Source organism: Paenibacillus stellifer (assembly GCF_000758685.1).
In the GTDB taxonomy this organism is placed as follows: Bacteria; Bacillota; Bacilli; order Paenibacillales; family Paenibacillaceae; genus Paenibacillus_AQ; species Paenibacillus_AQ stellifer.
This window is the reverse complement of record NZ_CP009286.1, coordinates 2,656,606-2,681,683: the sequence shown is the minus strand read 5'-3', so window position 1 is coordinate 2,681,683 and position 25,078 is coordinate 2,656,606. Positions and strand designations below refer to the sequence as shown.

The 25,078-nt window shown below is 54.4% G+C and carries 28 protein-coding genes and 1 riboswitch; of the genes, 17 read left to right on the top strand and 11 right to left on the bottom strand.

The features are described 5' to 3' along the window. Positions 1-109 precede the first annotated feature (109 nt). The gene (locus PSTEL_RS12185) at positions 110-808 is read left to right on the top strand and encodes a TIGR00266 family protein (RefSeq protein WP_245625144.1); all 699 of its coding nucleotides are present in this window, start codon (positions 110-112) and stop codon (positions 806-808) included. Positions 809-933: 125 nt separating this feature from the next. Here the strand turns inward: PSTEL_RS12185 and PSTEL_RS12180 are convergent, their stop codons facing one another. Further along, positions 934-1,407 (bottom strand): Fur family transcriptional regulator, encoded by a 474-nt coding sequence (locus PSTEL_RS12180; protein ID WP_038695638.1) that lies wholly within the window; start codon positions 1,405-1,407, stop codon positions 934-936. Between the two features lie 260 nt (positions 1,408-1,667). Here PSTEL_RS12180 and PSTEL_RS12175 point away from each other — a divergent pair, with 260 nt between their 5' ends. From PSTEL_RS12175 to thiM, 7 genes are all read left to right on the top strand, one after another. Next, entirely contained in the window at positions 1,668-2,537 is an 870-nt protein-coding gene (locus tag PSTEL_RS12175; RefSeq protein WP_038695636.1) for an AraC family transcriptional regulator, read from the top strand. 72 nt (positions 2,538-2,609) lie between these two features. Then, entirely contained in the window at positions 2,610-3,188 is a 579-nt protein-coding gene (locus PSTEL_RS12170; RefSeq protein ID WP_052098399.1) for a hypothetical protein, read from the top strand. Between the two features lie 488 nt (positions 3,189-3,676). Next, positions 3,677-4,339, top strand: a complete 663-nt coding sequence (locus PSTEL_RS12165; protein ID WP_038695634.1) for an S-layer homology domain-containing protein — start codon at positions 3,677-3,679, stop codon at positions 4,337-4,339. A 186-nt stretch (positions 4,340-4,525) separates the two neighbouring features. Continuing rightward, positions 4,526-4,631: riboswitch (TPP riboswitch) on the top strand. Between the two features lie 140 nt (positions 4,632-4,771). Continuing rightward, a complete protein-coding gene (locus PSTEL_RS12160; protein ID WP_038695632.1) occupies positions 4,772-5,533 on the top strand; it encodes an ABC transporter ATP-binding protein in 762 nt (253 codons plus the stop codon). Further along, positions 5,514-6,290, top strand: coding sequence for an ABC transporter permease (locus PSTEL_RS12155; RefSeq protein WP_038695630.1), 777 nt, complete (start codon positions 5,514-5,516; stop codon positions 6,288-6,290). The genes PSTEL_RS12160 and PSTEL_RS12155 overlap by 20 nt, the downstream gene beginning before the upstream one ends. Then, positions 6,287-7,369, top strand: coding sequence for an ABC transporter substrate-binding protein (locus PSTEL_RS28095; protein ID WP_052098398.1), 1,083 nt, complete (start codon positions 6,287-6,289; stop codon positions 7,367-7,369). Before PSTEL_RS12155 ends, PSTEL_RS28095 begins: the two co-directional genes overlap by 4 nt. Before the next feature lie 18 nt (positions 7,370-7,387). Next, positions 7,388-8,179 (top strand): hydroxyethylthiazole kinase, encoded by a 792-nt coding sequence (thiM, locus tag PSTEL_RS28090; protein ID WP_038695628.1) that lies wholly within the window; start codon positions 7,388-7,390, stop codon positions 8,177-8,179. A gap of 49 nt (positions 8,180-8,228) precedes the next feature. Here thiM and PSTEL_RS12140 read toward each other — a convergent pair whose 3' ends face one another. After that, positions 8,229-8,771: a DUF3888 domain-containing protein gene (locus PSTEL_RS12140; protein ID WP_156995859.1), complete on the bottom strand. Its 543-nt coding sequence runs from the start codon at positions 8,769-8,771 to the stop codon at positions 8,229-8,231. Positions 8,772-8,859: 88 nt separating this feature from the next. Between PSTEL_RS12140 and thiD the strand changes: the two genes are divergently transcribed. The 4 genes from thiD to PSTEL_RS12120 all read left to right on the top strand — a co-directional run bounded on the left by thiD (position 8,860) and on the right by PSTEL_RS12120 (position 13,002). Then, on the top strand, positions 8,860-9,687 hold the full coding sequence (gene thiD, locus PSTEL_RS12135; RefSeq protein WP_038695624.1) for a bifunctional hydroxymethylpyrimidine kinase/phosphomethylpyrimidine kinase: 828 nt from the start codon (positions 8,860-8,862) through the stop codon (positions 9,685-9,687). Further along, positions 9,680-10,354, top strand: a complete 675-nt coding sequence (thiE, locus tag PSTEL_RS12130) for a thiamine phosphate synthase (protein ID WP_052098397.1) — start codon at positions 9,680-9,682, stop codon at positions 10,352-10,354. Before thiD ends, thiE begins: the two co-directional genes overlap by 8 nt. Before the next feature lie 163 nt (positions 10,355-10,517). Further along, on the top strand, positions 10,518-11,456 hold the full coding sequence (locus tag PSTEL_RS12125; RefSeq protein ID WP_038695622.1) for a copper amine oxidase N-terminal domain-containing protein: 939 nt from the start codon (positions 10,518-10,520) through the stop codon (positions 11,454-11,456). Between the two features lie 193 nt (positions 11,457-11,649). Beyond that, positions 11,650-13,002: a DUF2252 domain-containing protein gene (locus tag PSTEL_RS12120; protein WP_038695620.1), complete on the top strand. Its 1,353-nt coding sequence runs from the start codon at positions 11,650-11,652 to the stop codon at positions 13,000-13,002. A gap of 31 nt (positions 13,003-13,033) precedes the next feature. Here PSTEL_RS12120 and psiE read toward each other — a convergent pair whose 3' ends face one another. Continuing rightward, the gene (gene psiE / locus PSTEL_RS12115; protein WP_038695618.1) at positions 13,034-13,441 is read right to left on the bottom strand and encodes a phosphate-starvation-inducible protein PsiE; all 408 of its coding nucleotides are present in this window, start codon (positions 13,439-13,441) and stop codon (positions 13,034-13,036) included. Between the two features lie 125 nt (positions 13,442-13,566). Here psiE and PSTEL_RS12110 point away from each other — a divergent pair, with 125 nt between their 5' ends. Beyond that, positions 13,567-13,776, top strand: a complete 210-nt coding sequence (locus PSTEL_RS12110) for a hypothetical protein (protein ID WP_038695616.1) — start codon at positions 13,567-13,569, stop codon at positions 13,774-13,776. 166 nt (positions 13,777-13,942) lie between these two features. Here PSTEL_RS12110 and PSTEL_RS27940 read toward each other — a convergent pair whose 3' ends face one another. Beyond that, complete coding sequence (locus tag PSTEL_RS27940; RefSeq protein WP_169744571.1) at positions 13,943-14,113, bottom strand: hypothetical protein; 171 nt, start codon at positions 14,111-14,113, stop codon at positions 13,943-13,945. 349 nt (positions 14,114-14,462) lie between these two features. Between PSTEL_RS27940 and PSTEL_RS12105 the strand changes: the two genes are divergently transcribed. Beyond that, positions 14,463-15,134: a tetratricopeptide repeat protein gene (locus PSTEL_RS12105; RefSeq protein WP_038695614.1), complete on the top strand. Its 672-nt coding sequence runs from the start codon at positions 14,463-14,465 to the stop codon at positions 15,132-15,134. Between the two features lie 188 nt (positions 15,135-15,322). Here the strand turns inward: PSTEL_RS12105 and PSTEL_RS12100 are convergent, their stop codons facing one another. The 5 genes from PSTEL_RS12100 to rpiA all read right to left on the bottom strand — a co-directional run bounded on the left by PSTEL_RS12100 (position 15,323) and on the right by rpiA (position 20,804). Next, positions 15,323-18,484 (bottom strand): MMPL family transporter, encoded by a 3,162-nt coding sequence (locus tag PSTEL_RS12100; protein WP_038695612.1) that lies wholly within the window; start codon positions 18,482-18,484, stop codon positions 15,323-15,325. Further along, positions 18,481-18,933: a MarR family winged helix-turn-helix transcriptional regulator gene (locus PSTEL_RS12095; RefSeq protein ID WP_038695610.1), complete on the bottom strand. Its 453-nt coding sequence runs from the start codon at positions 18,931-18,933 to the stop codon at positions 18,481-18,483. The genes PSTEL_RS12100 and PSTEL_RS12095 overlap by 4 nt, the downstream gene beginning before the upstream one ends. 256 nt (positions 18,934-19,189) lie before the next feature. Further along, the gene (locus tag PSTEL_RS12090; protein WP_342666572.1) at positions 19,190-19,615 is read right to left on the bottom strand and encodes a GNAT family N-acetyltransferase; all 426 of its coding nucleotides are present in this window, start codon (positions 19,613-19,615) and stop codon (positions 19,190-19,192) included. A gap of 20 nt (positions 19,616-19,635) precedes the next feature. Further along, complete coding sequence (locus PSTEL_RS12085; protein WP_245625143.1) at positions 19,636-20,127, bottom strand: VanZ family protein; 492 nt, start codon at positions 20,125-20,127, stop codon at positions 19,636-19,638. Further along, a complete protein-coding gene (gene rpiA, locus PSTEL_RS12080; RefSeq protein WP_038695606.1) occupies positions 20,124-20,804 on the bottom strand; it encodes a ribose-5-phosphate isomerase RpiA in 681 nt (226 codons plus the stop codon). The genes PSTEL_RS12085 and rpiA overlap by 4 nt, the downstream gene beginning before the upstream one ends. Positions 20,805-20,881: 77 nt before the next feature. Here rpiA and PSTEL_RS12075 point away from each other — a divergent pair, with 77 nt between their 5' ends. From PSTEL_RS12075 to PSTEL_RS12065, 3 genes are all read left to right on the top strand, one after another. Beyond that, positions 20,882-21,079 (top strand): hypothetical protein, encoded by a 198-nt coding sequence (locus PSTEL_RS12075; RefSeq protein WP_038695604.1) that lies wholly within the window; start codon positions 20,882-20,884, stop codon positions 21,077-21,079. 235 nt (positions 21,080-21,314) lie between these two features. After that, entirely contained in the window at positions 21,315-21,974 is a 660-nt protein-coding gene (fsa, locus tag PSTEL_RS12070) for a fructose-6-phosphate aldolase (protein WP_038695602.1), read from the top strand. Positions 21,975-22,182: 208 nt separating this feature from the next. Next, positions 22,183-22,626: a MarR family winged helix-turn-helix transcriptional regulator gene (locus tag PSTEL_RS12065; protein WP_038695600.1), complete on the top strand. Its 444-nt coding sequence runs from the start codon at positions 22,183-22,185 to the stop codon at positions 22,624-22,626. Here the strand turns inward: PSTEL_RS12065 and PSTEL_RS12060 are convergent. Both PSTEL_RS12060 and PSTEL_RS12055 read right to left on the bottom strand, forming a co-directional pair. Beyond that, complete coding sequence (locus PSTEL_RS12060) at positions 22,623-23,462, bottom strand: MFS transporter (protein WP_425415278.1); 840 nt, start codon at positions 23,460-23,462, stop codon at positions 22,623-22,625. The genes PSTEL_RS12065 and PSTEL_RS12060 overlap by 4 nt on opposite strands. A 129-nt stretch (positions 23,463-23,591) precedes the next feature. Beyond that, complete coding sequence (locus PSTEL_RS12055) at positions 23,592-25,043, bottom strand: IS1182 family transposase (RefSeq protein WP_038692958.1); 1,452 nt, start codon at positions 25,041-25,043, stop codon at positions 23,592-23,594. Positions 25,044-25,078 lie beyond the last annotated feature (35 nt).

The following is a 25,078-nucleotide window of genomic DNA, read 5'->3' as shown; positions in this document are numbered from 1 at the left end:
CCCAGCCGTTCGCTATCAGCCGGTTTGGGTTTTGCCGCCTTCCATACTATACTTATTTCCAAGTCTATTAATTATTCTCTTTCTTTCAACAAGAATACGAGAAGGTCTTATGGAGGGATTGCTGTTGAGATACGATATTTTGTACGAGGGTGCTTTTGCCATGCTGAAGGTGCATTTGGAGTCGGGAGAAAGCGTCAAAGCCGAAATGGGCGCGATGGTTGCGATGTCTCCAAATGTCGAGCTGCGGGGTACGGTAGACGGGGGCATTATGAGAGGGCTTGGCCGGATGCTGAGCGGCGAGAAGTTCTTCTTTCAGGAGCTGACCGCTGTAAGGGGACAAAGCGAGGTGCTGCTCTCGCCGGGGTCGATGGGAGACATTCAGGCGATTGAGCTGGACGGCTCTTACCGGCTGTATGTCCAGAAGGACGGGTTTCTGGCGGGCACTCAAGGTATTCAGGTCAATACCAAGATGCAGAATCTGGCGCGCGGCCTGTTCTCGGGCGAAGGCTTCTTCATTGTGGAGATCAGCGGCAGAGGGACTGTCTTCCTCTCCTCGTTCGGCGCGATTCATGCCGTCAATCTCGGCCCCGGCGAAGAGATGATCATCGACAACGGTCACCTGGTCGCTTGGCCGGATTACATGAATTACAAGATTGAAAAAGCGGCCTCCGGCTGGCTGTCCAGCTTGACAAGCGGCGAGGCGCTCGTCTGCCGCTTCCGGGGCGAAGGCGTCGTGCTCATTCAGAGCCGGAATCCGGGCAGCTTCGGAAGCTGGATACGGTCTTTTGTGCCGAACAGCCGGGGTTAGGGAATTTAGGAATCTTGAATTTTGATATCTTGAACTTTGATATACTTGGCAAGTCAAAAAAGGAGCGTTAACCGGCTAACCGGAGCGCTCCTTTCCTGTATGCGTTATGTTAGGCTGCCTGACGGTTATACCGCCGCCATGGTGCTCTTCTCCTTCTTGCAGCCTGTGCCCGAGCAGACCCGGTACGTGCCCTTGAAGTCCAGCCGGTGATCGGTAACGGTGAACCCGTATTCCTTCATCAGCTTGCTCTCAAGCTCCGCGAGCCAGTCATCCTTGATTTCAGCCACCTTGCCGCAAGACTGGCAGATCAGGTGATGATGCATATGATCATGCCCTTCTGTGCGCAGATCGTATCTGGAGACGCCGTCTCCAAAATTCATTTTTTCCACAATATGAAGCTCGCAGAGCAGTTCCAGCGTCCGGTATACCGTCGCCAGCCCGAGCTGCGGATATTTGCCTTTAACGAGCATATAAACTTCTTCCACGCTCAGATGATCCCGTTCATTCTCAAGCAGCACCTTGGCGATTGCTTCGCGCTGTGAAGTCAGTTTATAGTTGTGAGCGGCAAATTGCTGGGCGATTTTGTCCATTGCGTCCATGAGAATCTCTCCCTTCCCGGTTGTTTAAGACATGCTGATCCTGTCTTGGATTGCCTGTCCTGACCGATAGAGTATGCCGACTGTCGATTTATAGATTAGCTAAATTAGAATTATTATAATAAGCATATCAAAAGAGCCACAAAAAGGAAAGAGAAACCGGCGAACCGAGACAATTGCGCATCAGAAATCAAAACATGAAAAGATCGCTCGATTATACTTGACTCATCTCAGGCGGAGCTGTCCGCAGAAAGGAAGATCCCATGAACGCATACCGACAAATCCAGAACGCCGTTGACCTCATCGAACATCATCTTCAGCAAGAACTAGGAATTCGTGAAATCGCGGCAGCCGCCGGATATTCATCGTTTCATTTTCAGCGTATGTTCCAGGCAATATCGGGCTTCAGTGTGCAGGAATACATACGCAAACGCAGATTAACCGAAGCGGGCAGGCTGCTGCTCGACTCGGAGGAGGGCATTCTGCCGATTGCGCTGAACGCCGGATATCAATCCCAGGAAGCCTTCACCCGTGCTTTTGAAAGCTATACCGGAACAACACCCGGGAAGTTCCGCCAGAACTCCGCCGCCTTCAGCGGGCTTGAGCCGATCTCATTCATCGGTCTGGAGCATAGAACTCCAAGCGATGCCGGTGTAAGCCGTCCGGATATTGTCCGGCTGGAACGCCGGTTTGTAATCGGTTATGAATATCCCACGCATCTGAACGACGGGCAGCATTACCGGGAGATTCCCGGCTTTTATGATGATTTTGGCCGGAACGGGCGTTTTAGTCTGATTCCGGGCCGTCTCGCGCCTGACATGGCTTACGGTGTAGCTTGCGGATTCAAGGATGACGGCGGCTTCTCCTTTGTCGTGGGCGAGCTATGTGACGAATCGGCTGTTCCTCCGGGGGATGGCTACGTGAAGATTGAACTGCCAGCCGGGACTTATGCGGAATTCAAAGCCTTTGGTCACGCCGATCTCGTTGAACGGACCCGAAACTTCATCTATAGCTGCTGGCTGCCGGGCTCCAATTATACTCGCGGGGACGGACCTGATTTTGAAATTACGGATGTTATGCATTCCGTATATCCGGACCGGATGAGAATCCGCATATTCATCCCCCTTCTGTGAGCGTATGCCCACACGGCCGCCGGGCTAATTCATATACTTATAGAAAGGCAGTGTAATAAGGAGGAATACCGGATGCAACGGCAACGGGCAACCAAGGAGTTCAAGGCGCTGGTAACGGCGGAGATGCTGTCTCGCGTCGCAACTGGCATGGCGCCGCTGTACCAGGCCATCGCCGCCAGCCGCAGCTTTGCCGAGAGCTGGACCCGCTCCATCGTCACTGCGGATCTGGATCTTATGGGAGAGCTGCTAAGGCTGTCCGCTCCTCTGGCGGCCCGGCAGGGATATGGAACGAACGGCATCGGCTATTTTGTGGACTTCGACTTCCCGCGCTCCAAGAGCGTCTATTCGAACGGCACGACCATCCCGCCCGGCTTGGTCCAGTTCACCTTCAGCACTGCGATTAGCCGGCGGATCGCGAGAGCCGTCCTTCCGTTCTATCACGAGCTGTCGGTCAACCGGAATTTTGCTGCTGCCGTTGCTCTCGGCATCCGCCGTGGCGACCGGCGAGCAGTCGATCACATGGTCAGAAGCCTTGTCCGCACTTCCGCGCTTAGAGCTGTAACAATTGAGGAATCGGGCATTGCCATGAAGTTCAAATATCCCGGCTCGCCTTACCCCTATCGGAATTTGTTGTTCCGAGGGATTAATTAGTTACTGTGACCGAATCTCCGGGGTCCGATTGGATCGAGGGTTGCAAGGATTAGGGATCGCGGCTGAGACAATCCAATTTGCCCAATGCATGCTTCGGATCGCCAGATCCGGAGCATTTTAGCGTGAAATGCCGAAATGGAATGATGCGAATGTGGAGTCTTAACGATCATTAACAGCGCTTTTTTTTCCACTGAATATTAAATCTTCACCTCCCTGATATTTGCCCTACATAACTATAGCCTCCTCAATAAGATGTTGGGAACTCACATCATTATGGGGAGGTTTCAGCGAATGAAGAAGAAGCGTCAGACAGTTAAGAAGAAATCGGTTAGCTAAACCGCGGCACAAAGACATGTACATGAATTCGAAGGCAGTACTGCACCGTCAAATCCGCCGCGTGGACGAACCAGCAACATTTTCCACTGCACTTCCGTTTAGATAGTGATGGCGGCCCGCAAGGCCGTACTCTACTGGAGGTGCAGACAATAATGATATCGACCAAACATGTACTCGCGGCACTCGCGATCAGCTCACTGATTACCGCTTCAACCGGAGCTTCGGGCTTCGCTGCCGGAAGTCAATTCACCGATCTGGGATCAATGAAGGACAAGGATAAAATTGAGAGCCTGCATGAAAGAGGCTTCGTTCAAGGCCTGACGGCTTCAGAGTTCAAACCGGAGCAGGCGTTGACGGCTGCCGAAGGCGTCCAGCTGATTTCGGGCGGCTTCCAGCTCAGTCTGGCAGCCATTGATTTCGTGAAGGCGCCGGAGGCCAGCGACCATTTCGCCAAGGTGCCGGACAACGCCTGGTATGCCCAGGCTTTTATCAACGCCTTCTATAATCATGTCGACCTGCCGTCCGATCTCGATCCCAAGGCGCCTTTGACCAAGGAGCAGTTCACCTTCTACCTGATCCAGGGCATGGAGCAAGCCGGCGGACTTCCGATGATCAATATCAAACCTGCGGCTATTTCCGATGAGGACCAGCTCACTCCTTCCTACCAGGGCGCAGTCCAGCGCTCGCTGACCTACAAAGTCAACACGCTGAATGCAGACGAAGCTTTCCATCCCAAGGACAAGATCACCCGTGCGGAAGCGGCTGTTATGCTGTACAACGCGCTGGAGTATTTGCAAGAGCATAAGGCGAAGTAATGCCGATGGTATCAATAAGACTATGCACCTAACTAAGGATAAAATGTGATTTTGCTCCATATTTTGAGAAGCCGATTCTCCGTGCGAATGCACGGGGGGCGGCTGTTTGGTTATATTGAAATCCTTCATTGAGACCCAGGCATGAGGTATGTTATAGTTAAACACAATCACAACCGAATAATGACCGCATTTCACTAGGGGAGTCAATTGGACTGAGACGAAAGCCCGCGCTTTTAGACCCTTGGAACCTGATCTGGATTATACCAGCGGAGGGAAGTGAACGTCAGGACCTTACATTTCAAGCCATGCAGACACCTGCAATCATCGGCATAAACTTGTTAAAGACCCGTTCATTTCCTTCCGGAAATGGACGGGTCTTTGTTTCTTTAAGAGTAACAGGTTGGCATAAACCGGAAAGGAGCGAAACGCATTATGGACGAACTTCTGGCGCTGAACCGGTTGAGCTTCGCCTTTCCCGGGCAGCCGCCGCTCTTCTCGGAGCTGTCGCTGACCGTCCGGCGCGGCGAATTCGTCAGCATTGTCGGAGCCAGCGGCTGCGGCAAAAGCACGCTGTTCAAAATCATCGCCGGTCTTGTCCAGCAGACCGGGGGCAGCATCCGGCTGCAGGGCTTGGCTCCCGAGACAGGCCGTCTCGGCAAGACCGCTTACATGCCCCAGCAGGATCTGCTGCTGCCCTGGCGCACGGTGCAGGACAACTGCCTGCTGCCGCTGGAAATCAAGGGCAAGGCGGATGCTGCCGCCACAGCGCATGTGCGGGACATGCTGCAGCGCTTCGGCCTTGCCGAAAGCGAGAAGGCATATCCGCATGAGCTGTCCGGCGGCATGCGCCAGCGCGCGGCCTTCCTTCGCACCCTCCTGTGCGAAGGGGAACTGCTCCTGCTCGACGAGCCATTCGGCGCGCTCGACGCCATTACCAAGCGGGACATGCACCGCTGGCTGCTGGAGCTGTGGGACGGACTCGGACGGTCCGCCCTCTTCATTACACATGATCTGGAGGAAGCTCTGCTCCTCAGCGACCGGGTGCTGCTGATGCCGAAGGGTAGCAGCGGCCCGCTTCAAGAGCTTGTGGTCGGGCTGCCAAGGCCGCGCAGCTTGCAGTCGAATTATGAGCCCGGCTTCGTTGCCATGAGAGCCGAACTGGAACGGAGGCTGTATGAATCCCGCCTCGCTTAGCAAAATCTTGTCCCGCTACGGCCTGTTCCTGCTTCTGCTTCTCCTGATTGCGGCTCTCTGGGAAGGAGCCGTACGCACCGGCCATGTACCGCCGTTCATCCTGCCCGCGCCAAGCTCCATCATGGCCGCACTTCTGGACAACGCCGGACTGCTGCTCCGCACGCATCTTCCCGCGACGCTGGCGGAGACACTGACCGGCTGCCTGCTGTCCATCCTGGTCGGCATCCTGCTCGGAACAGCCATGCATCTCTCCGGCACGGTGGAAAAAGCGCTGTATCCGTTCATCGTCATCAGCCAGACGATTCCGCTGATCGCGCTGTCGCCGCTCTTCATCATGTGGTTCGGCTACTCGATGTGGAGCAAGGTCGCGGTCGTCTTCCTGACAGCCTTCTTCCCTATCGTCGTTGGCGTATACGATGGGCTGCGGCGCAGCGACGGGGGCTATCGCGACCTGCTGCTCACGATGGGCGCGAGCCGCCGCCAACTGCTGCTGAAGGTTGGCATTCCGCTGGCGCTGCCCTCCTTCTTCTCCGGACTTCGTCTGTGCGTTGTCTACTGTGTCATCGGCGCAACCATCGGCGAATGGCTCGGAGGCACCGTGGGGCTCGGCTACTACAGCCGCCGAATGGCAGGCAGCCTGCACAGCGCCGAAATGTTCGCCGCCATCTTCCTGCTGTCGGCGATGGGCCTTCTACTCTTTCTTGCCGTCCGTCTGCTCGAATTTCTAATCTTAAAGAAAAGAGGATCACAGCAATGAACCCTGTAACCCGATCTCTTCCATCCAAAACCTTGTCGCATATTAGGCGCATGGCGCTTCTTCCGGCGCTGTCCCTACTTCTGCTGACAGCCGCCTGCGGCCAATCGGCTTCGAACTCATCTACCGAATCTTCTTCCCCTGCTGCGTCTTCGCAGCCGGCGGCAGAATCTTCGAGCGCGCCTGCATCCAAGCTCACGCTGATGCTCGACTGGTATCCGAACGCCGTGCATTCGTTCCTGTATGCTGCCCAGGACCAAGGCTATTTCGCTGCACAGGGGCTTGATGTCGACATCCAGATGCCCGCAGATACGAATGATGCGCTGAAGCTTGCGGCAGCAGGCAAAATCGATCTCGCACTGAGCTACCAGCCTCAGGTGCTGATGGCGCGCGGCGAGCAGATTCCGGTCAAATCCATTGCTTCGATCGTCCGGCATCCGCTGGCACATCTGATGGCGCCGGAAGGCGGCTCCATCAAGACCCCGAAGGATCTGGAAGGCAAATCGGTTGGTTATTCCTCCATTCCATTGTATGAAGAAGCCGTCAAGACGATGGTCAAAGCGGACGGCGGCGATCCGGCCAAAGTGCAGTTCGTCGATGTCGGCTACGACCTGATTCCGGCAGTCTCAACCGGACAGACGGACGCCATAATGGGCGGCTTCATCAATCATGAACAGCTTCTGCTTCAAAAAGAAGGCCATCCGGTCGTCTCCATCAATCCGGCGGATTACGGTGTGCCGGACTACTCGGAGCTGGTGCTGGTCGCAAGCGATGAGGGCATCGAGAAGCACAAAGAAGATTTCACCAAGTTCCTCACGGCGATGCGCGAGGGCCAAAAGTTCGTTCAGGAGCACCCGGACGAGGCGCTCTCCATTCTGATGAAGCATGAGGACAAGACGGCGCCGCTTGACGCCGATATCGAGAAGCAGAGTCTGAATATTCTGCTTCCGCTGATGGATGCCGGAAGCGAGCCTTTCGGAACCCAGGACCCGGCAAGCTGGGACAAGGTGCGCCAGTGGCTGATCGATAGCAGTCTGCTTACGGAAGATATCAAAGCGGAAGACGCTTTTGTCAATTTATAATCCAGGGAGGAATTTAAGATGTCTTTTATTCAAAAACTGCGGGATGCGAATCCCCTTATTCACAACATTACGAATATTGTCGTGACCAATTTCACCGCCAACGGCTTGCTGGCGCTCGGCGCTTCTCCGTTCATGGCGGACGCCCATGAGGAAGTGGCCGATGTCGCGGCCATGTCCGGCGCGGTCCTCATTAATATCGGCACCTTGAACGAACATGCGATCAAGTCGATGCTGCTGGCCGGGAAGTCTGCCAACGCACACGGCGTGCCGCTTGTGCTTGATCCCGTCGGAGCGGGTGCAACATCGTACCGCACCGAGGTTACGCACCGCCTCACCTCCGAAATAAAGCTTACGGCACTTCGCGGCAATGTCGCCGAGGTGGCCAATGTCATCGGCGAGAAATGGTCCAGCAAAGGCGTTGACGCTGGATCGGGCGAGGGCGATGTCGTCGCCATCGCAAGGAAAGCCGCCGCTCAGCTGGACTGCATCGTCATCGTTACCGGGGCTGAGGATGTCATCACCGACAGCAAGACGACCTACATCGCCGCCAACGGCCATCCGATTCTGACCAAGGTAACGGGAACGGGCTGCCTGCTCAGCTCTGTCGTCGCGGCTTTCCTTGCGGTCGCAGGTGACCAGAAGCTTGAGGCGGCGGCTGAAGCAATCTCCTTCTACGGTGTCGCCGCAGAAATCGCAGCCGGGAAGACCGCCGGGCAGGGACCGGGCAGCTTCCAGATCGAATTCCTGAACCAGCTCTCGGTTCTGACGACTGAGCGTTACGCTGAGCTGTCCAAAATCAAGGAAGCCTAATCGGTCGGAACGCCTGATCAACGTCCGGCAGCCAATCCACTTTCTGCAATCAGTGTCCAGCAATCACCGTTCTTCCATCACACACAGCAGGTGATTCAGGAATCAATCCATTCGCCAGAACCCGGTCATTACCCGGAGTAACGGCATAATTCCAAGGTAGTGGATAGTCGCGCAGATGCCTGCAACCCAATGCGGTGACTTGGCCGATATTATCGATCCGAAAATCAAGCTCATCCTCCCCCACTGTCAGATGGGGACCCACATAGGGATGCACGAGTAGTGTCAGGTTGATGCCTGAGGATTCGTATTCCATCTTCACGATGGACGAAGCACCCGACAGAAACGGGGCGAACTGAACTTCCGGATGTTTCGTGTCCTTATAGCACCGCTTCAGTTCGGCTTGAATGTGCGGATACAGCAAAGTCAACAGCAGTCTTGTGCCATGATCCGCAGGCATCTTGCCGCTGGCTGGCTCCGGGGCCGGGACAGTCCCTTCTGGCCGCAAAGCGGCTGCTGCGGCAGCGGGATCACCAAGCAGCAGACCGGCGGCAAGAGGTACGGCGATCAATTGACGAATACGCAGTTCGCTCACTCCCTTATTGTTGTAATGGACCTGCAATTCTTAGCTATGCCCTACAATCAGGGAATTTCAATCATGACCCTGGAAAGGAGCTTTCATCATGAAGGTATACAAAGCACTCACCATTGCGGGATCGGACAGCGGCGGCGGGGCCGGCATCCAGGCCGACCTGAAGACGTTTCAGGAGCTTGGCGTCTATGGCATGTCCGCTTTGACGGCTGTCACGGCGCAGAACACGCTTGGAGTTCAGGGCGTCTATCCGCTGGAACCTGCAGCAGTGGCCCGCCAGCTTGACTCCATCGGCGAGGATCTGACGCCCGACGCTGTGAAGACCGGCATGCTGTTCAGCAGCGAAATTATCCGTAAGGTATCGGACGGAATCCGCCGGTACGGCTGGAAGAACCTTGTGGTCGATCCCGTCATGGTGGCGAAAGGCGGCTCTCCCCTGCTGCAGCAGGAAGCGGTCCGGGCTCTGGCCCAGTATCTGCTTCCGCTCGCTTTGGTGACAACGCCGAACATTCCGGAGGCGGAGATCATCGCCGGGATGACTATAGCGGGAATTGACGACTGCAAGGAGGCGGCCCGCCGGATCGCGGAAATGGGCTCGCGTTACGTCGTTGTCAAAGGCGGCCACGGCGCTGAGCCGGGAGCCGTTACAGATGTGCTGTACGATGGCACGGAATTCACCTATATCGAGAGCCCGCGAATCGACACCCCGCATACCCATGGCACCGGCTGCACCTATTCGGCTGCGCTCGCGGCAGAGCTGGCCAAAGGACGGACAACCGATGAAGCAGTGAAGACCGCCAAAGCTTTTATCCGTGCCGCGATTGAAGACGGACTCGGAATCGGTTCGGGACATGGTCCGACGAACCATTTTGCTTATATGCGGAGACTTCGCGGTGAAGGAGTGGGCGATAATGACTAATCATCCGGCGGAGCGTTTGGAGCCCGGGGCAATCCGCAAGCTGCTTGGAGTGTACCTGATTCTGGGCAGCGTCAACTGCAAGCGCCCGCCTGCCGAGATTTTGACCGAAGCGATTGCGGGCGGCGTAACGATTTTTCAATTCCGTGAAAAAGGGGCAGGCTCGCTGGAAGGCAGCGCCAAAACCACGCTCGCCCGTGAGCTTCAGGGCATCTGCCGGGCGCATGGCGTCCCCTTCCTGGTCAACGATGACATCGACCTGGCAATCGAGCTGGATGCCGACGGCGTGCATGTCGGCCAGGACGACGAGCCGGCCCGCCTGCTGCGGGATCGGCTCGGCAGCGGCAAAATCATCGGCGTCTCCGCACATACGCCGGATGAGGTGTCGCAGGCCATCGCCGACGGGGCCGACTATCTCGGGATCGGCCCCGTCTACCCGACCTCGTCCAAGGATGACGCCCGCCCTGTGCAGGGCACGATTCTGATTTCGGACCTCCGCAGAGCGGGCATCGATATTCCGCTTGTCGGCATCGGCGGAATTACGGCGGATAACGCCGCGCCTGTACTTGAAGCCGGTGCAGACGGCGTATCGGTCATTTCGGCCATTACAGGCGCGGTTAGCCCCAAAGAGGCGGCTCAAGCTTTTTCGAAACTGGTCCATACGGTTTAACCGAACAATGAGCCGGGCAGCGGGATCATTCTTGATCATGATCACGCTACCGTCTGGTCATCCCGCTAGGCCGTCCGGCTCATTTTACGGAAACCCCTTCAAAGAGAACCCCTTACAGCCGATATCTCTCGGTGTACCAACACATCAAGGAGGTAAAGCATCAATGAAGAAAAGCTGGATGATTCTCTTAACCTGCCTGCTGGCAGCCAACCTGATGGCCGGCACCGTCCTGGCCAAATCGGACCATTCGAACGGCAACAGCCAGTCCCAGAAAACGGCTGCGCCCGGTAACAGCCAATCCGGCAATGCCAAAGGCCAGAACAAATCAGACAAAGACAGCAAGCCGGAACAGAACGGAAAAGCCGACAAAAACGGCAAAGAAGACAAGGATAGCAAAAAAGCCACGGTGACGGATGATACGTACCGCGACTCCGCAACAACGAGTACATATAAAGGCCCGAACGGTTACAAAGGGCTGCTCAAAGCCATCGAGAATGTCGAAGACAAGCCGGCTGGGGCGATTCTGGCTGATCTGCTGCTTACGAAGTACGCCGCCAATCTTACGCCCGAGATGAAAGCCAGACTGGAAGCCATCAAAGACAAGGATGCAGCTCTGACCGCGGTCGCCGAAATTCTGGAGCAGCAGGGCAGCGTGACCGACGCCGTCTATGTGGAGCAGGACGCGATTAAAGCGAACGTCAAGAACATCAATTCCTACAAGAAGCTCGGCAAGCTATACGACAAGCTAGGCAAAAAAGGGATCAAGCTCTACGTGAACGGCGAAGAGCCTGAAGCCGCGGCTTCCATCGTCCAGAACGGCACGACGCTCGTTCCATTCCGCGTTATTGCTGAACAACTGGGCGCCGAGGTATCCTGGAATCAAGCCGAACAGTCCGTCACGATTACGAAGGACGGAACTTCCGTCAAGCTCGTTATCGGCAGCAAGACCGCCTATGTCAATGGTGTGAAGGTAACACTCCAAACCGCACCGGCCGTGAAGAATGGTACGACGCTTGTCCCGGTCCGTTTTGTGAGCCAAGCTCTAAAGGCAACTGTCAAGTATGACGGCGAGACGAAGTCGGTTATCATTTACGAAGAGTAGAATCACGGAACACGACGCCAAGCCGCGCACCGCTGCTGATTGCAGCGGGCACGGCTTTTTTTCACATGGATCGATTGCTGGTCGAAGCCGCTTGAATGACGGACACAGATACTATCAAATCGCAGCTTTGCGATTCAAGTCTGATCAGGTTACGATAGATGAACAGTTGGATCACATGAAGGGAGGGCATGTCATGATCGACAGACAAATCACCGAGAACATCATTCGAACCCGGACGAAGCTGCGAAAGAACACATTGATTTCTATTTTTGAGGAGTTTGACCGTGATCTTATGAAGCTGGACGACGCCAAACGGGCTGAAAAATACGCCAAAATGAGTCTCAGCCCCTTCTCTTTTTTCCGGGGGAGCGCCTATCTCTTTTACTTTGACTGCCAGCGCCAGTATTTCCCCTTTCATTCATCTCCCGAGTGCCCGACCTGGATTCAGGGCGACCTCCACTTCGAGAACTTCGGAGCCTTCCGGAATGAGGACGGTGAGCTTGTCTATGACGTCAATGACTTTGACGAGGGCTGCCTTGGCTCCTATCTGTATGATCTGCTCCGCATGTCGGTAAGCATTGTGCTGGTGTGCCGGGAACTGGGTTATTCGCAGGAGGAGCAATGGAGCTGCGTTGAGGGCTTTATTGCCGAATACTATGAGCAGATAACCGATTTTTGCAGGGGCAAAGAGGACCCTGGTAAATTTGTCGTGAACGAGGACGAGGCCAAGGGACCGGTCAAAAAGCTGCTGCGCAAGCTGGAGAAGCGCCAAGGCGGACATTTTCTGGAGAAGGTGACCTCCTTCATGCAGGATGGCCGGATCTTTCTGGAGAACGACGAGCTGCGAGAGCCTGAAGCCGGAGAACGTGCCGCGTTTGAGCAGGCCTGGCCTTCTTATCTGGAGACCCTCAATTCGCGGAGTTCATCCCCGGAACACTACGTGATCAAGGATGTGGCGGTCAAAGAAGGCTCTGGCACAGCTTCAATCGGACTGAAACGCTATTATATTCTGATAGAGGGCGAAGGTCACAGAGGAGCGGAAGATACGGTTCTGGAGGCCAAAGAGGTCCGCGTCCCGATCCCGGCCTATTTCCTGCCCTATTCGGAGTCTTTCTGGAACTATTTCGGGCATCAGGGCAAGCGGGTGACAGCGACGCAGCAGGCTATGCACCACAAGGCCGACCCTTACCTCGGATTTCTGACTATCGGAGAGCAGCACTTCTACGTCCGGGAACGTTCTCCTTATAAAAAAAGACTCCGCCTTTCCGATCTGGAATCGCCGGAAGATACGGAGAAGACCTTGACGCTCATGGCCCGTCTGACGGCCAAAATGCATGCCAGAGCCGATTCCGATGTGACGGACGGGCTTCTCCCCTACCACAGCGAGCGCGAAATCGCCAAGGCGATGGGCGAGGACCGTCAGGGGATCTCCTTCTTCATCTCACGCTGGGCAGCAGCCTATGGAGACCAGGTGGAGAAGGATTATGCCATGTTCAAAAAATGGGCCGCCTTGTCAGGAGCATCGGCTCCTGAAGACAGCCCATGAAGGTTATGAGGTGGTTGTCAGCCGGTCTGCTCTAGCTCTCCCGCTTAAGCAGCTTGCTGTTGGCGATGTAGAGCGTAATGACCAGTACCAGAATGGCTCCGGAATAGAGCAGCGTAGCCATAGGGGTCTCATGATCGACAATAATCAGCCGGATGATGGCTGTAATGCCGATATAGACAAAATAACGCAGCGGAAAATGATAGTGAGCCTCGAAGTATTTAATGATCAACGCGATAAACTCAAAGTACAGGAAGTAGATCAGCAGCGCTTCCAGCAGTTCCAGCTTGTTCAGATGGCCACCGTCGTTGATGAAGCCGAAGATCAGATAGGTCTCCTTGCCAAGCAGCACAACCAGTATGGCCGCCAGTACGACAAGCGATGCATTCAGTGTCCATTGCAAAATCAGGGGAATTAACGCAACCTTACTCTTCAGTTTCACCTGCTATCGCCTCCCGCCTCAAGAAGTAAAATCAGTATAAAAGTGATTTCGTTTTCAAGGCAAGCGGGGTATACTTCTGATATTAAGCCAGAGCACAATCATTACGGTAAAAAGGAGAATGTACCATGCCGATTAACCGGCCGCTCATCACCGACCGGGATTTCCAGGAAGCAATGGACAAGAAGCTTCCCGTCCGGGTATTCCAGGACGATCATCTCGTTAATTCAGGAGCGACCGTCGTCCGGTTCACCGACAGTGACATTATTATTCAATCAAGAGTCAGTGACCTTACCTACTATTCGCGCCGGGACTGCGAATTCTTCGAGGTCCGCTGACCCGGACGACTTCGGGCGCGCGGCAGAGTGCGGGCCGAAAACACTGTCCGAACTTTGGCCCAGGCCGGTTCAGTCAGTGAGCGCTGCAAGAAGTTATCCCCTAAACAGGCAAAGGCCGGATACCCGAGTTCACCCGGGTTCCGGCCTTTTCACATTATTGTGCCGATTATTTGCTGTTCTTAAGTTCCGGTCTGCCTGTGCTCATCTTCTCATTCAGGATCTCCTGAAAGCTGAGACCGGCCTCGCCTGCCGTGCCCCGCTTAGCCTCCATTACGGCCGGATGAGGCCGGAAATTCTGTTGATTGAACGCCATAAGATTATGTACATACAAATTCATGTGTTTCGGCCTCCTCAATCCTGGAATTAGGCCCTTCATGGACCCGATAACTTAAGAACGTTTACCCCCTTCTTTCCAATCCTAAACAGTTTTTGTGCATTCCCGGTAAAAATTGAGTCCATCGTCATAAATCACACTTGACTGCTAGGAAATAAGGGGCCGTTTATGGGGTGTTTATGGGACCGGGGAGAACCGGGAATAGCGTGGATTGTACGCCCTCCGTCCCAAGACAGTCGTCCCCCTTTTTCATTATGAAATCTTCCATTTTCTGCCGAACCGAAACAATGCTATAATTCTTGTGATTGTTCGGCCGCCGTCGGCCGGCAACAGTATATGTTGGAGGGGTATCATGGGTAAAATCTTCATTTTCGTGCTATTGTGGAATCTGGTCGGCAATCCGTTTCTCGCGCTGATCATTCTGCTGGCGATCCTGTATGTGCTGGACCGCCGTTATGTGGGGATCTTCCCCAGTGTTACAAGACCCTTCCGCAGAGCCAGGCAAATCTCCAGGCTCCGGACTCAGATTTCATTGAATCCCAATGATGTCACATCCAAATTCGAACTCGCCAGGCTGCTTGCCGAACGCAAGAAATATCGGGAAGCGCAGGAGCTGCTGCTGCAGATTGAAGACCGCTATGAGCACTCCGCTGAATACTGGACCGATTTAGGATATGCCAACATTCGGCTGGACCGGCTGGAGGAAGGCGAGCAGCAGATGCTTCGCGGACTTGAGATCAATCCAAGGGTGCAGTACGGCAGACCCTACTTAAGGCTGGCAGAGGCTTTCCGCCATTCGGACCGCGATAAAGCGCTGCGCTATCTTCGGGAATTTCAGGATATCCAGTCCTCCTCCAGCGAGGCTTATTATCTTCTCGGGAATACATACCGCGCGCTCGGCCAAAGTGCGGAAGCCAAGCAGGCGTTCTCGGAATCGGTCACTGTCTACCGTTCTCTTCCGAAATACAAGAAGCGTCAGGAACGGGGCTGGGCGCTGCGCAGCTTCCTGGCTGGCCTAAGATAAGAGTCAACAAGTATCCGCTCACCGGGACCGAATCTCTTGGAATACCCGGGTGAAATAACGCGTACCACAAGAAAGAGAGCCGCCCATTCCAGGCGGCTCTCTGTGTGTTGGATTCGGATCGAATCCTATCCGATTATGATGCTTATTCGCATTGATGGCTTATTCGAAGTTATCGTGCTTATCCGAACTTACAAGTTCAATCCATGCCGACCGGACTCTTCATTCTCCTTCGGCTTGAACGGCCACCAGTTGGCTCGGCCGAACATCCGTACCATAACCGGTACGAAGAACGGCAGGAACAGCAGCGCATACAGCGCAAGTCCGGAGAGAACGACGCTGGCGATCTGCATCATCGAGAGAACGCCGGACGGGATCATCGAGGCGAAGGTGCCGCCCAGAATGATGACCGCCGACAGGATGACGGTTCCCATATTTCGCATCGCATGCAGAATCGCGTCTTTAACATCCCAGCTCTGGTTCTCATTGAACCGGGACATGAGGAAGATGCTGTAATCGATCCCCAGCGCGATCAGCATGACGAAGCTGAAGAACGGCGTCGTCCACGTAATGCCGGAATAGCCCAGCAGATGGACAAAGATCGCTTCCGTAACGCCCATCGCTGTGTAGTAAGTCAAAAGCAGAGACAATATGAGATAAATCGGCATCACGATGGAGCGGAGCAAGAAGATCAGAATCAGGAAGATGCCGCCCAGCATGAGCATAACCGTTCGTTTATAGTCTTGATTGGAGATCGTCTGCAGGTCATGATAGGTGCTCGTTACCCCGCTGATCGCCACTTCCGCATTTTCCAGCTTCGTGCCTTTGACCGCACGTTCCACCGCCGCCTGGATATCATCCACCTTGTCGATGGCGGCCGTGCTGTATGGATTGTCGCGGAAGACGACATCCAGTGTCATCACTTTCTTGTCATCGGACAGATACGTATCGAAGATCTTCTGGATATCTTTCGATTCGAGCGCCTCTGCCGGAATGAAGAAGCCGCTCAGCTCATCGTTGCCAGCTGCCTGTACCTGGTCCAGATAATCCTGGGCCGATCCGAGGCCGGTAGAAATCTGCTTCAAGCCCGCTGCGCTCTGACTCAGTCCATCCGTCAGCTGCCCGATCTGGCCGGTCAGCTGGCCGACTCCCTCCGCGAGCTGCTTCTGTCCGCCCTGCAGCTCGTTAAGGCCGTTCGTGATGGAAGGAATCTTGCTGATAATCTGTCCTTGGCCGCTCGCGGCCTGATTCAGGCCGGTCTGGAGCTGGCCGATACCAGCAGCAAGCTTCTGAAGTCCTTGAGCCAGCGCATCCTGGCCGGCGACAGCCTGCTTATAGCCGGCGTTGGCCTGCTCGATGCCCTTGGCCGCGCCGCCAAGCTGCTGCGAAATCTGGCCGAGGCCGGAGGTCAGTTGCCCCACTCCCTCGCCGGTCTTCGTGACCGTTCCCTTGATTGTCAGGTAGTTCGCATCCTGCAGGAGCTCAGGATGGCCCTCTTCCAATCCGGTGAAATTGGCCCCGAGTCCGCTCAGCGCCGTTGATACGCCGGTCAGCTGTTCCTGAATCTGGCCGATTCCGCCGGTAAGGGCGCTCAGGCCGGAACCGACCTGTTGGTAACCGGCAAGCAGCTTCTTGTGCGCCGCGCTCAGCTGCTCTGCGCTTGCAGCGGCCTGCTGCAAGCCGCTCTTGATTTCGCCGGCTCCGGCGGAGCCGCTCTGGATGCCCTTCTGAATCTTCGTCAGTCCGTCACCAAGCGCGGCGATGCCTGATTTCAGCTCATCCGTACCTTCTGTCAGCTGCTTCGCGCCAGATACGGCTTGATTCAGCTTAGGCTCGTTTGCCTTAAGCTGCGAGCTTGCCTCGGACAATCCGCTCTGGATTTTGTCGAGACCCTCGGTGCTCTTGCCGATCCCTTCGGACAAGGTTCCGACCTGTGACGGGATCAGGAAATCGCTGATCAGCTCGCCGGTCGGTCGGGTCATGCTGCGCACAGTCTTGACGCCGTCAACACCTTGAACCTCACGGCTGATCTTTTCCGCAAGACCCATATACTCCGCATTGTCCATCTTGTCGTCGTTCTTGATCACAATCTTGCCAGGCATCGATTCGCCGGGGCCGAAGCTGTCGGATATAATGTTGAAGCCCTTGACCGAATCGTAGCGGTCGCCGATTTCCTCCAGGCTGTTGAACGACAGCTTGCCGGAATAAGTCAGCAGGAACGGTACAACAATTACGGCTACGATAAGCAGCGCCGCCCACGGTCTCTTCAGCGAGAAGGAGCCTGCGGCGCCCCAGATCCGGCTCTCGCTGTGCTCCAGCTTGCCTTTGGAAGGCCAGAACAGCTTCTTGCCCAGCACAGCCATAAAGAACGGGACGACCGTAACCAGAGCCAGCAGCATCACTGCAATCCCTACAGCAACGGCAACGCCTGAACGGTACAGCATGAACTTGGACAGGCCGATTGCCAGGAAGCCGACAAACACGGCAAGCCCGGAATAGAATACAGTCCCCCCTGCTTTGCGGTAGGTTTCCAGGATAGCTGTCTTCGTATCATCCGTATGCGCCAGCTCTTCCTTGAACCGGCTGATCAGCAGAATGCAATAATCTGTCCCGATCCCGAACATGACCGCCACCATGAAGATTTGCGTAAAGGTCGACAGCGGGAACTCGAAGCGGTCCACAAGGAACGCCACGACGGACTGAGATACGATATAGCTGATACCGACCGTCAGAAGCGGCACGAAAGGCGCCACGAACGAGCGGAACACGACGAACAGAATGAGCAGAATGAAGATAACCGTAATATACTCGGATTTCTTCAGACCGGCTTCCGAGCTGAGAATGGTGTCCTCGTTGATCAATCCTTCGCTTGTCAAATAGTGGTCGGCGTCAACGTCTTTCAGAAGCGGTTCAACTTTATCCGGTAAATTCTTGACGTTGTCCTCCCCGCCCTTGACCGACAGCGCAACCATTATCGTCTTGCCGTCTTTGGCGATCAGCGTGTCCTTAAGCGTCTCTTGGGAAAAAGGATCGGTGATGCTGTCCAGGTTCAGCTCATCCTTGTTCGCGCTTAGCTTCTCGACGCCCTGCTTGACGCTCTCCTTCTCCTTCTCGCCTATGCCTTTCGGGTTGTTAAAGACGAGCGCAACCTGCTTGAGGCTATCGCCGCCCTTTGCCCCTTCAACCTCCTTCAGGATCTCCGAGGCTCTGGAAGAGGAATATCCGTCCGGAACGGAAATTTGCCCTTTCTCCCGAACCAGATCCGAGAAGGATGGGGCCGTCATGACCAATACAACTGCCGCCGCCAGCCATATGGCGATAATGGCCCATCTTGCTTTCAAAATCGTCTTCATTCTTCTTGACCTCCTGATTCCTTCATCAGATCCGCCAGCTTCTCGAACATGGAAATAAACTGCTCGATCTGATCTTCATCAAAATGCAGCAAGTATGGAGTGAGGATCTCCGATACGTTCTGATTCGCCTCATCGAACACTTGGCTGCCCAGACTGCTGATGGTCAAATAGACCTGTCTGCGGTCGCTCTCGTCCCGTGTGCGATCAATGAGCCCTGCCTCCACAAGCCGGTTGACGATCGCGGTGATGGAGCTTTTGCCCACACAGCAAGCTTCTGCGAGAAAGGTGGACGTACATTTCTCCTGTCCGTGAATCAGCCGGAGAATCGTAAATTGGTCGCTTGTAAGCCCCTCCGCGATGCCCTCCCTGATCCGCGCGCCGATTCTCCGCGTAACAATCTGATAGGCATCCAAGTAACGATTAATCAGCTGTGCAGTCTCGTTGTTCATTTGATGCGATCTCCTTCTCATTTAGTTCACCAATAGAACTATTTCACTGTAAAACTATATGTCATCCACCCGGTGTTGTCAAGAAACGAGATGAAAAACATCTCGGGTTTGCAGAAAACCTGAGTTCCAACCATCATTAAATCAAGGATCAACGAAGCCTCATTCCGTATATAAAAAAGAGCGTCCAAATCCGTCAAACGGTTCAGACACTCTGTGTATACTCATTCAATTGAGTTCCTGTAAGGACGCCGCCAGCTTAATCCTCTTCCGGCTCCTCTACCTCATAGACGCAGCGGAGCACTTCGGCTCCGTTCGGACCGTCGCCGAGCGAATAGACCATGAAGCCCAGCGCGCGATAGAAATCAGCTGTCGATTCATCGGTAGTCTCCGCTACGACATAACGGGGATTCCGCTGTGTCATTAGCTCCAGAATCATGCCGCGCGCATAGCCTTTCCCGCGGTTCTCCGGAAGAACGGCAATATGCCGCAGTTCCAGCGAGCCGTCTTCCGTCTCCTCGAAGCCGACCAGTCCGACGACCAGCCCGTCATCCTCCCAGCCGAAGAGTTCCAGCCCGGAATTATGCTGGTATTCCAGCGCCGCATGCTCAAGTGCCGATGGATCTCCCGCGACCGCATAGGACATCAGCTCCGCGATTTCGGCTGTATCAAATCTAGATTTCAAATCGGTTAGCATTGTTTCATTCACCCGCTCTTTCGAAAGAACCGGGAGCACAGCCTCAGCAATCCGTAGCCTATCCATACCCCAAGCCCGTTTAAAATGATGTCATCCACATCAAAGCTTCCTGCCCGCAGCAGCATCTGCAGGATCTCCACGAGAAAGATCCCGGGAATGAACCACAGCAGCAGTTCAAGCAGCGACCTCATCCTGCATGATGGCGGAAGCAGCATGCCTAAGGGCACGAATACCGCAACGTTCCCCAGAAGGTTAACCGCCACAATCTGCGGAGGAAGCCACGCTGCCGCTCTAAGATACAGCCGGATTGTGTTGAACGGAACCAGGTTGTAGCTCAGCGGTTCATCCATGGCCAGATGCACGCTTCTTCCGAATCCGAAGAACATCCAGTAGATCAGGCAGGCGGCATACAGCACTAGGCACACGGCAGCGGCGACCGAGCGTTCCGGTCTGTCCCGGCGTTCCTGTGTCAGCCGGGACCGATGCTTGTTCGTTATCAAGCCTTCTCCTTGGCTGTAATGATGTCAATTGTACCGTCGCTTTTGCCCACAATGGCCATATTGGCAATCCCGATGAACAAGCCATGCTCCACGACTCCAGGAAGAGCCTGCAACGCTGCCGCTACCGCAGCCGGATCTTCAATGGCGCCAAAGCGGCAGTCAGCAATGTAATTGCCATTGTCCGTCTTGTACAGCTCGCTGCCTTCGCGCCGAAGCTCCGCCTCACAGCCCAGCTTGAGAATATCCTTAAGCGTCCACTCCCAGGCGAACGGCACAATTTCGACCGGCAGCGGGAACTTGCCCAGTGTCCGGACCGCCTTGCTCTCATCCGCCACTACGATCATCCGATCGCTGCCCATGGCGACGATCTTCTCGCGCAGCAGGGCGCCGCCGCCGCCCTTGATCAGCCGCAGACTGCCGTCCAGCTCATCGGCTCCGTCGATGGTCAGATCCAGGCGGTCGACTTGCGCAAACGGGACGAGCGGGATGCCCAGCTCGCGGGCCTGCTCTTCGGAAGCGACCGAGGTCGCAACCGCCGTAATTTGGAGTCCTTCCTTGACCCGTTCACCCAGCTTGTTGATCGCAAAGTACGCTGTAGAACCCGTGCCTAAACCCACTTTCATGCCATCTTTTACATAATCAACCGCCGCTTCGGCAGCAAGCTGTTTCATATTCATTTGGTTGCACCCCTATTAGCCGTTATAATGAGAACATCATGACCTTAAACCCATTGCTTCCGGGAGGAAAAGACGAAATGAGAACCGAAAATCAAATTAAATCGAAAATCAACGAGTTAACTCTTCAGCGGCGGTCTCTGGATTCGCGGATCGAGCCGCTTGCCGGCCAGGACCCGCTGCGCAGCAGCCTGCTCTCGCAAAAGGAGCGGATTGAGGATATGATCCTCATGCTGGAATGGGTGCTCAATGAGCCGCAGGGCAAATATCACGCCTGAAACGGCCTTCATCCCGGATTAAGCAAGCCGCCTATATCTTAACATGACAGGCCCCGCTTATGGAATGCACCTTCGGGATTTTTTCGCCGGAGGCCATGTTAATCGGCCTTCTGACGCGAATTATAAAAGTTATTTTGAAATAATCAAATTAACAGTTGAATCTTCGATACCATTGTTTCATAATGGAATTGTCCAACTGCTAGAACATTTGTGAAAACCAGAGGAGGATACAGGAATGAAGTTTTTCTTGGATACTGGCAACATTGAAGAAATCAAACGCATCACGCGTCTCGGACTGGTTGACGGCGTAACGACGAACCCGTCACTTATCGCAAAGGAAGGCAGACTCTTCAAGGATGTCATCAAGGAAATCGTTGAAATCGTCCCCGGTCCTGTCAGTGCCGAGGTTATCGGCCTGAAAGCGGCCGAAATGCTCGAAGAAGCGCTGGAAATCGCTGAATGGGGCTCCAACGTCGTAATCAAGCTGCCTATGACAGAAGATGGCCTGGAAGCCTGCTATGAGCTGACCAAGAAAGGCATCAAGACCAACGTAACCCTGATCTTCTCCGCTGCTCAAGGCCTGATGGCTGCCAAGGCGGGCGCTACTTACATCAGCCCGTTCGTCGGACGTCTTGACGATATCGGTGTAGACGGCATGAAGCTGATCAAGGATCTGAAGACGATCCTGACCAATTATGGATTGAAATCCGAAATTATCGCCGCCAGCATCCGAAATATTGCCCATGTAGAGCAAGCCGCCCTTGCAGGCGCCCACATCGCTACTATCCCGGGCTCCCTGCTGCCGACTCTGTGGAAGCATCCGCTAACCGACAACGGTATCGAACGCTTCCTGAAGGACTGGGAGAAGGTTCCGCAGGTTACCAAGCAGGCTTAATCAGCGCCAGCCGGCACATGCACCGACTTCACGCAGAAGAGGAAAATGCCGGACGCGGCACAGCTCTTGTTCCTTTTATTGGGAACAAGAGCTTTTTATTATGGATATGAAGAGAAGCTGCCTTGCCCCGCTTGAAATGTCTTCAGGTTTCCCCTACCATGTTACATACAGCTTCATACAGGCAACCACAAGCAAAGGAGCAACTGAAATGACAACACCCACTCTGGACCAGTCCCTTGGATTTCTGATCGGCTCCGCCTACCGGCGTCTGTCCACCCATTACGCCCGTGAGCTCAAGCCCTACGGCATAACCCCCGAGCAGTGGACCGTCCTCTACACCATTGTCAGCTATCCCGATATCAATCAGAAGGCGATCGCCTCGCATGTCGACAAGGACCAGCCCACCACCGCACGGATTGTCGAGCTGCTGGAGAAGAAAGGCCTGATTACAAAGACCGTGTCGGCAACCGACCGCAGAGCGTATCTGCTGAACGCAACCGCCGAAGGCCAGGCTCTTCTGGCCGCAACAAGACCCGTTGAGCAGCAGCATCTCATTTCCGCCTTCGCCGGCCTTTCAGAGAGCCAGCTTCGTGAACTTCGGTTCATGCTGGACACCATCCGGAGAAACACCGGCGAGCCGTATGAAGATTAACCCGGCGCCCGCCCTTTGCGGCGAAGGCCGCCCCCAGGTGCAGCGGTCCCCGCTTGAAATTCCGGCTTCTTCCGTGCTTCCCCGTTACCGTTGTTCTCGTCCTTACTTCCCTTGCTCGGTTTGATGGCGAACAGCGTCAGCAGCAGACCGGCCGCGCCAGCGCCCGGCATTGTGCCGAACAGCGCCCAGCGCCCGGCATTCATCAGCAGCGATACGACCGGCGGGCCGAGCGAGACGCCGATAAACCGCATGCTGCTGTACAGCGAGGTGATGGTTCCCCGGTTCTCCTTGTCAATCCCTTCCGTAATCAGAGCATCCAGGCAGGGCAGCGCGATTCCGATTCCGATCCCTCCCGCTCCGAGAAGTCCGACAATCACGGCGATCCCCTTGAAGAAACCGGCTGCAGCCATCGCCGCTGTCAGCAGCGACATGCCGCCAAATCCGAGCCATTTCATTCTTTTTTTGTTGTTGCCGATAAGCTTGCCTGCACCATAGGATGCAAGACACAAAAGCGCCAACGGAATAGCGAGCACCAGTCCCTTCAGTGAACCCCGCAAGCCGTATTTGAGCTCCAAAATCTCGGACAGATAGAACAGCACGCCGAATGTGACGAACATGCAGATGCAGCCGGCTGCGAAGATCGCGTATAGCCAGCGCCCTTTTTGCCGGAGAATATCCCGAATTCCCGAGAGGAACTCATGAACCGTCGAGCTGCTCTTGGACATGCTCCGGGGGCTTTTTACCAGAAACAGAACAAGCAGGAATGAAATCAGGCACAGGACCGGTATGGTGATAAAAGGAAGATACCACAGGAGCGCGCCCAAAAAAGCGCCCAGGATCGGACGAGGCCGCTGAAGAACTTACAGTTTTTCAATCTTGGTGAGAAGTGAATACGTAAAAAAGACATCCATTCCCAGTATATGGGGGAGGGTGTCTTCTTTTTAGGGGCGTATTGCTCCTTATCCTTACTCTGCTATCTTTAATATTCGTTTTAGGTTTACAGCAAATATGGCCATCGCACCTTGTAACTGCATGCCAAGCAGACCCGAGGATATCGCTACATCATACCCGTGTCCATGTTTAAGCTCACTGTTCTTCGCTTCAATTTTGTAACGTTCCTTCGCTTTTGTCTTAAAATACTCCGTTTCCTGGAACGCCATCTGCTCCGTGTGCTCTTCAGATTTAATCGTTACGGAGTAGGTCTTGCTCTTGGCTCCTTCTTTGTAGCAGCCTTCCCTAAGCGGGCAACGCTTGCATTGATCCACATCAAAATAATAGGTAGTCTGCTGGTTTTGGCCCTCGCCCTTCTTGCCTTGCCGAGCCTTCCGAATGGCCATGTGTCCAGCTGGACATACGTACATGCCTGCATCTTTGTTGAACAAAAATTCGTCTTCTTTCTTTCGCGCGCCCTGCGTAATGAGCGGATTTAGTTTGGAAACCAGTTCAATTTCATTTGTTTTCGTGTAAGCAATATTTCCTTTTTCTGAATAGGCTGTATCCCCAATCACCGTTTTGACCTGCATGCCAGCCGCTACGCTCTTTTCGATGAGCGTCTGCAATTGCTTGCCGTCATTCTGTTCGCCTGTTGTAATTACAGCCGCTGTAATGATCCGTTCTTCGGTCATCGCAAGATGAGTTTTGTATCCAAAAAACGCGGAATCTGCACTCTTATGTCCCACGCGCGCATCCGGATCTGCCGCCAAACGAAGCTGCTCAACATCATCCGCAACCGTTTCTTTTAGCAGGTTGAGCGGCTCCAGAATTTTGGGCACCTGTGCAATGCCGCTCTCGTTTTCGATGAAGTGGACGAGTTTTTGGCAGTATGTAAGTTCATCCTCGAGTTCGCTCGTCGTATTCTTTGCCGGCATCTTGGCCTTGGCCGATTCATCCATGGTATACACGGCTTTTCGTAATTTACGTGCACGGTCTTGCAAAATTTCTTGGGGCGTTTTTTGGTTGTAGCGTGCTTTCGTATGCGTTGCGTCGACGATGATGGAGTTGCTCTTCAGGATATTCTGCTCGATGGCAAGTTCTACGGTCTTACCAATGAGCATGTCCAAGAGATTCATGTCTTTCAACCGCAGTTTACGGAATTTCGTCAGAGAACTGGGGTCGATTACCGAGTCTTCTGGTGCCATGCCAAGAAAAAATTTGAACGAGAGGTCGTACTTTGAACGCTCAACAATATCTACGTCAGACAATTCAAAGATTGCCTTCAGAAGCAAGTATTTAAACATGCGAATAGGGTCAATGGCGTTGCGTCCATTGTCCAAGCAGTATTTCTTTTCGAGTTCCTCGTATATGAAAGTGAAGTCCACCAAATCGTTAATTTGACGAAGCATATTGTCCTTTGGTACAACGATGTCATACAATGCCGCGTAAGGACTCAGGATTAAAGTTTGTTGTTGCCGTATCATCCGCACTCACCCGCTTTTCGTTATGACTCCATTAT